8 protein-coding genes are annotated in these 10721 nt (G+C 76.2%); 3 read left to right on the forward strand and 5 right to left on the reverse strand.

Annotated elements, in window-relative coordinates:
- Both JZ5iCDA_RS12275 and JZ5iCDA_RS12280 read right to left on the reverse strand, forming a co-directional pair.
- A partial coding sequence (locus JZ5iCDA_RS12275) for a proline dehydrogenase family protein (RefSeq protein ID WP_139123095.1) occupies positions 1–3414 on the reverse strand: 3414 nt, incomplete at its 3' end.
- Entirely contained in the window at positions 3411–4319 is a 909-nt protein-coding gene (locus tag JZ5iCDA_RS12280; RefSeq protein WP_069387438.1) for an LLM class flavin-dependent oxidoreductase, read from the reverse strand. The genes JZ5iCDA_RS12275 and JZ5iCDA_RS12280, both read right to left, overlap by 4 nt.
- 91 nt (positions 4320–4410) lie before the next feature.
- Between JZ5iCDA_RS12280 and JZ5iCDA_RS12285 the strand changes: the two genes are divergently transcribed.
- The gene (locus JZ5iCDA_RS12285) at positions 4411–4956 is read left to right on the forward strand and encodes a MarR family winged helix-turn-helix transcriptional regulator (RefSeq protein ID WP_083259969.1); all 546 of its coding nucleotides are present in this window, start codon (positions 4411–4413) and stop codon (positions 4954–4956) included.
- Between the two features lie 10 nt (positions 4957–4966).
- On the opposite strand, the gene JZ5iCDA_RS12290 is transcribed toward JZ5iCDA_RS12285, so the two are convergent.
- Genes JZ5iCDA_RS12290 through JZ5iCDA_RS12300 form a run of 3 tightly spaced genes read right to left on the reverse strand, consistent with a single transcriptional unit; the run spans position 4967 to position 8579 of the window.
- Complete coding sequence (locus JZ5iCDA_RS12290; protein WP_069387439.1) at positions 4967–6442, reverse strand: MFS transporter; 1476 nt, start codon at positions 6440–6442, stop codon at positions 4967–4969.
- On the reverse strand, positions 6439–7380 hold the full coding sequence (locus JZ5iCDA_RS12295) for a polysaccharide deacetylase family protein (protein WP_253182073.1): 942 nt from the start codon (positions 7378–7380) through the stop codon (positions 6439–6441). The genes JZ5iCDA_RS12290 and JZ5iCDA_RS12295 overlap by 4 nt, the downstream gene beginning before the upstream one ends.
- A complete protein-coding gene (locus tag JZ5iCDA_RS12300; protein ID WP_069387440.1) occupies positions 7377–8579 on the reverse strand; it encodes an ROK family transcriptional regulator in 1203 nt (400 codons plus the stop codon). The genes JZ5iCDA_RS12295 and JZ5iCDA_RS12300 overlap by 4 nt, the downstream gene beginning before the upstream one ends.
- Positions 8580–8723: 144 nt before the next feature.
- Between JZ5iCDA_RS12300 and JZ5iCDA_RS12305 the strand changes: the two genes are divergently transcribed.
- Both JZ5iCDA_RS12305 and JZ5iCDA_RS12310 read left to right on the forward strand, forming a co-directional pair.
- On the forward strand, positions 8724–9314 hold the full coding sequence (locus JZ5iCDA_RS12305; protein ID WP_253182074.1) for a 1-acyl-sn-glycerol-3-phosphate acyltransferase: 591 nt from the start codon (positions 8724–8726) through the stop codon (positions 9312–9314).
- 261 nt (positions 9315–9575) lie between these two features.
- On the forward strand, positions 9576–10529 hold the full coding sequence (locus tag JZ5iCDA_RS12310) for a hypothetical protein (protein ID WP_069387441.1): 954 nt from the start codon (positions 9576–9578) through the stop codon (positions 10527–10529).
- Positions 10530–10721 lie beyond the last annotated feature (192 nt).

The raw sequence follows: 10721 nt of genomic DNA on the forward strand, positions 1-10721 counted from the left end.
TTCCCGCTCGCCACGAGCACCTTCCCGCGCCTCGCCGAGCACGTCGCGCACGCCCGCCTCGACACGTTCCGCAGCCTGCTCGCCGCGACGACCCGCGCGCTGCTCGTGGTCGCCGGCCTCGGCGTCGTCGACCGGCCGGTACCGGAACACGTTCGACTCGGCGTGCAGGCCGGACGGGTCGTGCTCGCGCGAGAACTCCTGCTCCCACCAGCGCACGTCGTCGGCCTTCGCCCACGCGAGCCACTCCTGCGGCGCCGCGTCGCGCGCGGGCACCGCGGCGTCGTCGCGCCACCGCCCGAGCTGCGCCACGTAGTTCGGCCCGCCCGCCTTGGCGCCGGGCCCGACGGCCGACTGCTTCCAGCCGCCGAACGACTGCCGCTGCACGACCGCACCCGTGATGTGGCGGTTGACGTACGCGTTGCCGACCTCGACGGCGTCGAGCCAGCGCCGCACCTCGTCGTCGTCGAGGCTGTGGATGCCTCCGGTCAGCCCGAACGGCACGGCGTTCTGCAGGGCGACCGCCTCGTCGAGCGTCGCGGCGGTCATGATCCCGAGCACGGGCCCGAAGTACTCGGTGAGGTGGAACGCCGAGCCCGGGCGCACGCCCTCCTTGAGCCCGGGGGTCCACAGACGCCCGGCCCCGTCGGGGCCACCGTCGAGGCAGCGCGGCTCGACGAGCCACGACTCGCCCTCCTCGAGCGTCGTCAGGGCGCGCAACAGCTTGCCCGACGCCGGCTCGGTGAGCGGGCCCATCGTGGTCGAGAGGTCCGTCGCCGGTCCGACGGCGAGCGAGCGCACCGCGTCGACGAGCTGGCGCCGCACGCGCCGGCCGGTCTCGGTGCGCGGGTCGCCCGCCGAGCCCACGAGGATCAGGAGCGAGGCCGCGGAGCACTTCTGGCCCGCGTGCCCGAACGCCGAGCGCACGACGTCCGCCACGGCGAGGTCGAGGTCCGCCGACGGCGTGACGACGAGCGCGTTCTTGCCCGACGTCTCGGCGAGCACCGGGCGCTCCGGGCGCCAGCGCGCGAACAGCTGCGCGGTCTCGATCGAGCCGGTGAGCACGACGCGCGCCACGCCGTCGTGCGTGACGAGGTGCCGGCCGCGGTCGTCGTCCGGCACGCGCACGTACTGCACGACGTCGGTGACCTCCACGCCGGCGTCCGCGAACGCGCGCAGGCCGTCGGGGTCGGCCTCGGCGGCGTCGCGCAGCCCGGCGTGGACGGCCTCGACCGCGACCTCGAGGCACCGCGGCGTCGGGGGCGCGGGCTTCGCGATCACCGCCGAGCCCGCCGCGAGCGCCGCGAGCACCCCGCCGACGGGGATCGCGACGGGGAAGTTCCACGGCGGCGTGACGAGCGTGACGCCGTCGGGCTCGAACCGCGCGCCAGGCACCGTGCCGGGCTCGAGGTCGTCGGCGCGGTCGGCGTAGTAGCGCGCGAAGTCGACGGCCTCGCTGACCTCGGGGTCGGCCTCGGCGACGGTCTTGCCGGGCTCGTGCACCATGGCGGCGACGAGGTCGGTCCGGGCCTCCTCGAGCCGGCGCGCGACGGCGCGCAGCACCCGCCCGCGAGCGGCGGGTACGACCTGCGCCCAGGCGGCGGTGGCACGTCCGGCGCGCGCGACGACGTCGTCGACCTCGACGGTCGAGGCGAGCTCGGGCGTGCGGACGGGCACGTACCCGCTGTCCGGGCCGGTGACGCGGCGGGCCCACGCGCGGTGCGCGGCGACGGCCGGGTCGGTGTCGGCGGCGTTGGCGAACCCCGGCTCGCGCGTCACCTCGGCGGGATACTGCCGCGCGACCCCGGGTCCGGCAGCCACCGGTGCGTCGACGTCTGCCCGTGCCCGACGCCGGGGTGCCACGTCGTCCGCGGCGTACTCGATCCCGTGCCGCACCGAGGCGCGGAAGGCGTCCTCCTGGCGCTCCATCGCGGTGCGCCCGTCGCCGGCGAACATCGCGTGGAGGAAGTTCTGCTCGGCGGCGTTCTCCTCGAGCCGGCGCACGAGGTAGGAGATGGCGACGTCGAAGTCCTCGTCGCGCACGACGGGCGTGTACAGCACGACGCGCCCGCCGTGCCGACCCACCTCGTCGCGCACGGCGCGCGCCTCGCCCGGCGCCATGCCCTGGAGCATCTCGACGTCGACGGCGGCGCTCACGCCGCGGGCGCGCCCGAGCAGCACGGCGAGCGCGACGTGGAAGAGGTTGTGGCTCGCGACGCCGATCCGCACCGCGTCGGTGCGGGGCGCGCGCAGCGCGTGGTCGAGGAGGCGCACGTAGTTCGCGTCGACGTCGGGCTTCGTCGGGTAGGGCGCCTGCGGCCACCCGTGCAGCTCGGCCTCGACGGCCTCCATGGCGAGGTTCGCACCCTTGACGAGCCGCACCTTGACGGGCGCCCCGCCGGCCGCGACCCGCTCGGCGGCGAACGCGGTGAGGTCGTCGAGCGCGCCGAGGGCGTCGGGGAGGTAGGCCTGCAGGACGATGCCCGCCTGGAGGTCGCGGAACTCGTCGCGCGACAGGACCGCGCGGAACACCTCGGTGGTGAGCGCGAGGTCGCGGTACTCCTCCATGTCGAGGTTGAGGAAGACGCCGTGGTCGCGCGCCGCGCGGTACAGCGGCAGGAGCCGCTCGACCCACGCCTCGGGCGGACCGGCGAGGTCGGGGCCGCGAGCGCCGTCGGGGTCCGTGGGCGCGTCGGCGAACGTGCCCGACACGTTGAGCAGTCGCGTGATCTCGCGCGGGTCGCGGCCTGCCGCGGTCGCCGCGTCGTCGATCGCGGCGTTGCCGGCGCGCAGCCCGTCGAGGCCGACGCGGCCGAGCGACGGGAGCCAGCCGTCGGCGGCGGTGCCCGTCAGGCGGAGCATGCGCGGGCCGAGGGCCCCGAGCCAGACGGGGATGCGGCGCGCGGTCGCGGGGCCGGGCTCGGCGCCGTCGAGACGGTGGTGCGCCCCGGGCACGCGGACTCCGCCGCGCACCCCGGCGGGTGCGTCGCCCTGGCCCCACAGCGCGCGGACGACGGCGAGGGCCTCCTCGAGCGCGTCGACGCTCTCGCCGGCGGACAGCCGGCGCGCGCCCATCCCCTCCATCGCGTCCCAGAACGCCCCGGCGCCGAGCGCGAGGTCGACACGGCCGCCCGAGAGCAGGTCGAGGCTCGCGGCGGCGCGCGCGAGCACGGCGGGCGGGCGCATCGGCACGTTGACCACGTTCGGCGCGACGTGGATCCGCTCGGTGGCCGAAGCGACGTACGACAGCAGCGTCCAGGTGTCGAGGAAGCGCGGCTGGTAGGGGTGGTCCTGGAACGTCACGAGGTCGAGGCCCAGGTCCTCGGCGAGACGCGCGCGGGCGACCGTCGCGGCCGGGTCCTCGGCGAGCGGGGTGACGAACGTGCCGAAGCGCAGGGGGTGGCCGTAGTCGCTCACGCGCGCACCTCGCTCCGGGCGCGCTCCGCCGCGACGAGCTCGCGCGCGGCCGGTGCGACCTCCTGGCCGAGGACGGCGAGCGTCGCGGCGTCGTCCGCCATGACGACGTACGTGGACACGCCGTGCTCGAGGGTGACGGCCGCGACCTGCTCGGCCCACTGCCGGGGCGGCCCCTGGAAGAGGCCGCCGCCCTGCGGGCCGAACCGCCCGCCGACGTTGAGCAGTCGCCGCACCGCGCCGGGCTCGCGGCCCGCGGCACGCGCCGCGTCGTCGATCGTCGCGTTGCCGCGCGCGAGCGCCTCGAGGCTCTGCAGGTAGGGCAGGGACGGCAGCCACCCGTCGGCCTTCGCCCCGACGAGCCGCAGCATGCGGGGCTTCAGGGCGCCCAGCCAGATCTCGACGTCGTGCACGGGCGCCGGGCCGCGCTTGGCCCCGTCGACGTGGTGGTGCGCGCCGCCCGCGACGAGCCGGTCGCGCGTCGACGTGTCCCAGAGGCCGCGGATCACCTCGATGGCCTGCTCGAGCGCGTCGACGCTCTGGCCCGGCGTGAGCCGCTCCCCGCCCATGGCGACGATCGGGTCCGAGAACCCGCCCGCGCCGAGGCCGAGCTCGACGCGCCCGCCCGAGAGGCGGTCGAGGCTCGCGACCGACCGCGCGAGCACCGCCGGCGGGCGCAGCGGCAGGTTGAGCACGTTGCCGGCGAGACGCACGCGCTCGGTCCGGGCGGCGACCCAGGACAGGAGCGTCCACGTGTCGAGGAACGCGGGCTGGTAGGGGTGGTCCTGGAACGTGACGAGGTCGAGCCCCGCCTGCTCGGAGAGGACCGCGAGGTCGACGACGTCGCGCGGGGAGGCGGCGGAGGGCGTGATGAAGGAGCCGAAGCGGAGCTCGTGGCCGTAGTCCATGGGTCCTCGATCCGGGAAGATGTGTTGTCAAGCAGAACATATCCGTAACAGATAGGTGGAGCAACAGCATTCCCGGGACTATCCTGGGCGGATGACCACCACGACCACCGGAGACGCGACGGCTCCCCGCACGGCGGACGTCGACGTGCCGGCGCCGGGCCGCCACGAGGACCTCGGCTGGCACCTCGGCGTCCTGCTGCGCGCCTACCGCGCGACCGTCGAGGAGGCCCTCGTCGACGTGCCGCACGGGACGCGGGGCTACCAGGTGCTGGTCACGGTCGTGCAGGGCGAGCAGCCCACGCAGCTCGCCCTCGCCGAGCACCACGGCATCGACCGCACGGTCATGACGTACCTCGTGGACGACCTCGTCGCGGCCGGGCTCGTGGAGCGGCAGCAGAACCCCGCGGACCGGCGCGCCCGCCGCGTCGTCGCCACGCCGGCCGGGCGCCGTCGGCTCGCCGAGCTGGCCGGCCAGGTGCACGACGCCGAGGACTCGCTCCTGCAGGCGCTCTCGCCCGAGGAGCGCCGCACGTTCCGCACGCTCATGCGCCGCGTCGCGTGCGACCTGCGCGACGTCGACGCCGGGACCGACCCGTGCGTCGTCGCGGACGACGAGCTCGCCACCCGCACGCGGTAGAGCCCGGGCTCTACCGCGGCATCGGGTCGCCCGCGGTCGGCGACGCGGCGGCGTCGGCCACGGCCTCCTCGACGGGGACCTCGCCGTCCCCGTCGCCGCGGCCCCGCAGCGGGTAGGACCAGAAGCACACGAACGCGAGCGCGGCGAGCACGACCGGCGTGCCCCCGAGGAGCAGCCGCACCCCCGTCGCCACCTCCGGCGCCTGCGTCGCGGCGCCCTCGACGTAGCCGCTCGCGTCGAGCACCGCGGCGACGAGCACCGCCTGCACGATGACCGAGCCGCGCACGACGAAGCCGTTCGCGCCGAAGTACATGCCCTCGCGGCGCAGCCCCGTCCGGCGCTCGTCGTCGTCGACGACCTGGGCGAGCGCCACCTCGAGCACCTGCATGAGCCCCGCGACGCCGACGCCCACGGCGAGCCCCGCCACCGCGGCCCCGAGGACCGTCGAGGGGATGAGGTACAGGCACGTCGCGAGCCCGTACACCGCGACGACCCACAGCATCGCCGTGCGCGGCCCGACGCGCCGCACCACCCACGACCAGCCGAGGATCGACGGGATCGCCGCGACGAAGATCGGCGCGAGCAGGAGCGTCGCGTCGGCGTCCTGCCCGCCCAGGGCGTAGCGCACGTAGAACGGCACCGCGGCGAGCACGACCGCCGTCGTGCTCTGCAGCAGCAGCGAGCCCAGCACGTAGGTGACGAACGCCCGGTTCGCGAACGTGTACCGCAGCTGGTCGACGAGCCGCACGCCCGCCTCGCGCTCGCGCACCGCGGCCTCGTCCACCCGTCGCTCGACCATCCCGGCGAGCGACCACACGAGGAACCCGAGGCTGACGACCGCGAGCGCCACGGCCATCCACGTCCAGCCGACCGTCCCGTACAGCAGCGGCGCGCCCGCCGTGCCGAGGATCATCCCGACGAGCCCGAACACCTGCCGGGGCGCGTTGCCGCGGGCCCGCTCGGCCGTCGTGCGGAAGATCTCGGGGAACAACGCCGAGACGTTGAGCACGACGACGACGTACGCGACGTCGTACACCGCGACCACGACGAGGAACCACACGACGAGGCCCGTCGGGCCGAGCGGCGGCGGCACCCACACGAGCGCGAACGCCACGACGAGCGGGACGATCCCGAGCCCGATCCACGGCACACGACGGCCCCAGCGGGTGCGGCGCCGGTCGGACGCCGCACCGACGAGCGGGTTGAGCAGCGCGTTGAGCACGCCGTGCGCGACCATCGCGCCCGCGACCCAGCCCGCGGGCACGCCGAGGTGGTCGACGTAGAAGTACACGACGAACGCGGAGAACGTCTGCAGGAGGAGGTTCGCGGGGAACGCGGACGCCCCGTAGGCGACGGTCTGCGCGCGGGTCGGCGCACCGTCGAGACGCCGGTCCCGGACGCGGGCGAGCCACGCGCCGCTCGCGCCGCCGGATCTGCCGCTCGCGCTGCTCGCGTCGCGCGTCCCGCCCGCGCCCGGCGCGGTCACCGCACGGCCGCCGCGTCGACCCGCTCGTCGCGCTGGACCGCGCGCAGGTCGCGCCAGCCGACGCGCACGAGCCCCTCGGCGGCGATGACGTCCGCGACCTCGGGGTCGGCGAGCAGCCGCCGCTCGAAGCCGCGCTTGGCCGCCGAGTGGTCGACGACGTCGCCCAGCTCCTCGTCGTCGAGCATGGGGTGGAGGTAGAGCTCCGTGACGCCCGGCGGCACGCGCCGCAGGAGCTCGAGGAAGCCGTCCCGCACGTCGGCGTAGTCCTCCTCGTCGGGCGTGCCCTCGCCCGCGAGGGCGAACGGGTGCGTCCACAGGCGGTCCGGGAGGACGACGCCGAGCGCGTCCGCCGCCGCCGTGGCCTGGTCGAGCACGGCCTGCAGGCCCTCGGGGAGCCCCATGCCCTCGATCGAGCGGGGCAGGCGGAACGGCAGACCGTGGCGCGCGGCGAGCTCGAGGACCTGCGGCAGGAACGTCCGCCCCGTCTCGAGCCCGTAGACCGAGCCCATGTGGTTGTCCAGGTGCGTGACGTCGACGCCGGCCGCGAGCGCCGCGTCGAGCTGGGCGGCGAGCTCCGCCGCGACGTCCTCGTCGCGCGCCTCGCGCTCGACCGAGGCGACGTCCGGGTGGAAGTAGCCCGCGTCGTCGGCCAGCGACGTGCCGGTCCCGGTGAGCGGCCGCCAGCGGTAGCGCGTCCACTCGCTCGTGAGGACGAGGTGCACGCCGACGTCGAGCTGGCGGTTCTCGGCCGCGAACGCCAGGGCGTCCGGCGCCCACGCGCACGGCACCATGACGGTCGCGGAGTCGACGTGGCCGGCGAGCAGCAGGTCGCCGATCGCGCGGTTCGCCGCGCGGCACATCCCGAAGTCGTCCGCGTTGAGGATGATCGCCCGGGCGCCGGGCTCGAGGCCGAGCCGCGCGGCCAGGTCCGTCGTCACGACGCCGCCTCGTCCACCGCGTCCTCGGGAGGTCCGACGTCGACCGTCAGCGCCGTGCGGAGCACCTGCTCGCGCAGCGCGTCGCTCGCGGCGCGCGCCGCGCCCAGGACGATCGCGTCCGGGCCGATCGTGGACGGGACCACGCGCAGGCCGAGCACCGCGATGCGCTCGGCCAGGTACCGGATGACGCGGTCCGCGAGGGGCGCTCGCGCCGCCTGGTCCGTGAGCACGAACAGCTCGGGCTCCAGCACCAGCGCGATCGACCCGGCGACGACGGCGACGCGCTCGGCGACGACGTCGAGCACGTCGTCCGCGACGACGTCCCCCCGCTCGGCGCGGTCGACCACCTCGCGCACGGAGACGTCGTCGGGCATGCCGAACTCCTTGGCGATGGCCGTCAGCGACCCCGCCCCGAGCACCTCGGAGCCGAGCGGGCGCTCCGGGTGCGGCAGGAACGAGATCTCGCCCGCCCCGCCGCGCGCACCCCGGTGCAGACGCCCGTCGACGACGATGCCCGCCCCGAAGCCGTCGCCCAGGCCGAGCACCACGAACGTGCCCACGTCCTTCGCCACGCCGTCGTGCTGCTCGGCGACCGCCGCGAGGTTGAGGTCGTTCTCGAGGAGCACCGGGCAGCCGAGCGCGTCCTGGAGCGCGTCGTGCAGCGCGGTGCCGCCCTTCTCGAAGCCGGGGACGCGACGGATCGTCGCGCCGTCGGAGCCGACGATGACCGGCACGGCCGCGACCGCGCGCGTCACCTCGATCGTCGGCGCGGGCTCGAGCCGCGCGGCCACGTCGGCGACGCACGCCCGGGCGAGCTCGGCGGCGGCGCGGGCGCGCGCCGTCGGGTTCGCCTTCACGTCCCGGCGCTCGGCGCGGGCACGCACCGCCCCCGTCACGTCGACGAGCGCGACGCGCACGCGGTCGCGGGCGACGTCGACGCCCAGCCCGAACCCGTGGTCGGCGCTCACCCGGAACCGGGCCGCGGCGTTCCCGCGGTGCTCCGGCTCCGGCTCGGCCTCCACGACGACCCCCGTCCCGGCCAGCGCCCGCAGGGTCTGCGCGACCGCGGTCCGGGACAGCCCCGTGGCCGCCGCGACGTCGGCGCGGGTCATCGGACCGCCCCCGGACAGGGCGTCGAGCACGGACCGCGCGTTGAACGCGCGCAGCGGAGCGGGAGAGCCGGCGAGCAACAGGTCCATGCGGTCTCCGTCGACGGGTCGGGAGCTGAGCGGCAGGAGAGGCCGGACGCGTCCTGCCTCCGTGGGGAGACTAACCACGCCCCCCACGGTTGTCGACGGCACCTACCGAGGCCGGTGGACAGGGCCGACCACGGGTACCGTGACCTGGTGATCCGCCGAGCCATCGCCCGCGCCTACTGGGCGACGAGCCGCTGGACCCTCCGCTCCCAGCCGTACGACACGCGCCGCCCGACGCTCCTCGTCGGTGCGCCCCACACCTCCAACTGGGACTTCGTCCTCATGCTCGCCATCGCGTGGAGCGCGGGCATCCGCGTGCGCTGGCTCGGCAAGCACACGCTGTTCGCCGGGCCCGCCGGGCCGGTCATGCGCGCCCTCGGCGGGATCCCCGTCGACCGGCGCGACCCCGGCCGGGTCGTCGCCGACGTCGTCGGGCGCATCCGCGCGGGCGAGGTGTTCTCGCTCGTCGTGACGCCCGAGGGCACGCGCGGCGCCGGCACGTACTGGAAGTCGGGCTTCTACCGCATCGCGCGCGAGGCCGGGCTGCCCGTGACGCTCGGGTACGTCGACCGCACGACGATGACCACCGGCCTCGGCCCGACCGTCGAGCTCACCGGTGACGTGCGTGCCGACATGGACGTCGTCCGCGCGTTCTACGCCGACAAGTCCGGCGTCCGCCCCGCCCTGCGCACCGAGCCGCGGCTGCGCGAGGAGGACGCCGGCCCCGCCGCGGGCTGACCGACGCCGCCCGCGCGCCTCGCGACGCCGGCCGCTGGGTCTGCGCTCGAGCGCTGCGTCGCGGCTCGAACGCTGCGTCTGCGGTCGAACGCTGCGTCCGCGGTCGAACGCTGCGTCTCTGGACGCAGCGCTCGAGCGATAACGCATCGCTCGCCCTGAGCGCCGGCCGCCGACCGTCCACAGGCGGCGAGACGTGAGCGTCGTCCACAGGGCGCACGACCACACCGGCGTGGTCGCGTACCGCGCTGCGACCCTCGCCGCATGGACCGTGCCGAACCGTTCCCCGCCGAGGACTCGCGTCTCGTCCTGGCCGCGGACGTCCCTCGTCCCGTGCTGGTCGCCGGCATCGCGGACGGCACGGCCCACCGCGTCCGGCGCGGCGCCGACCTCCTCGGCACGGTGCCCGCCGCCGCACGTCCGACGCCGCAGCAGTCGCGTGCCGCGGCGCTGGCCCGGATCGAGGCCGTCTCCCGGCAGCTCGAGGGCGTGCACCGGTTCTGCGGGCCGAGCGCGGCTCTGCTGTGGGGCCTGCCGCTGTGGCGGCTGCCGCGCCAGGTGCACGTCGTCCAGCGGAACGTCCCCGGCCGTGGCGCGGGGACGGACCTCGTGCGTCACCGCGCCGCCGTCGCGCCGGACGAGACGGGCAGCGTCGGTGGGCTCCCGGCGACGACGCTCACCCGCACGGTGCTCGACTGCGTGCGGTCGCTCCCCGCGCGCGAAGGACTCGTCGTCGCCGACGGCGCCGTCCGGCGGGGCCTCGATCCGGAGGAGCTACGACGTCGTGCCGCGAGCACCCGGGGACGCGGCGTCGTCCGCGCCCGGGCGGTCCTCGACGCCGTCGACGGCGGCGCGGAGAGCCCCGGCGAGTCGATCACCCGCTACGCGATCCTCCGGCACGGACTACCCGCGCCGCGCACGCAGGTCCCCGTCGTGACACGCCTGGGCCGCTTCCGCGCCGACATGGGGTGGGAGGAGTGGCGGGTGCTCGTCGAGTTCGACGGGTTCGTCAAGTACTCCGACCTCGCGGGCGGTGACCCCGCGCGAGTGCTGTTCGAGGAGAAGCGCCGCCAGGAGGCGATCGAGGAGGAGGGGTGGCGCGTCCTGCGCGTGACCCGCGCGGACCTGCACGACGAGGAGCAGGTCGCGACACGCGTCCGGCGGCTGCTCCCCCGCGACGCCGCGACCCGGCACGTGTCCCGTCCCGGCCTGTGGTGAGCCACGGCGTCGTCGAGAGATGCGTCCACGTGCGAGCGCTGCGTCCGGGCACGCAGCAGTCGCGCACCGACGCAGCACTCGGCTGCGGACGCAGCGCTGGCGCCCCGCGTCGGCCGGGTCCCGGCGGCCTCGCCCGCGGTCGGCGGCCCCGGTCAGCCGCGGCCGCGGAGGCGGTCGATCTCGCGCCGCTCG

The organism is Cellulosimicrobium cellulans (genome assembly GCF_001722485.1).
GTDB classification, from domain to species: domain Bacteria; phylum Actinomycetota; class Actinomycetes; order Actinomycetales; family Cellulomonadaceae; genus Cellulosimicrobium; species Cellulosimicrobium cellulans_A.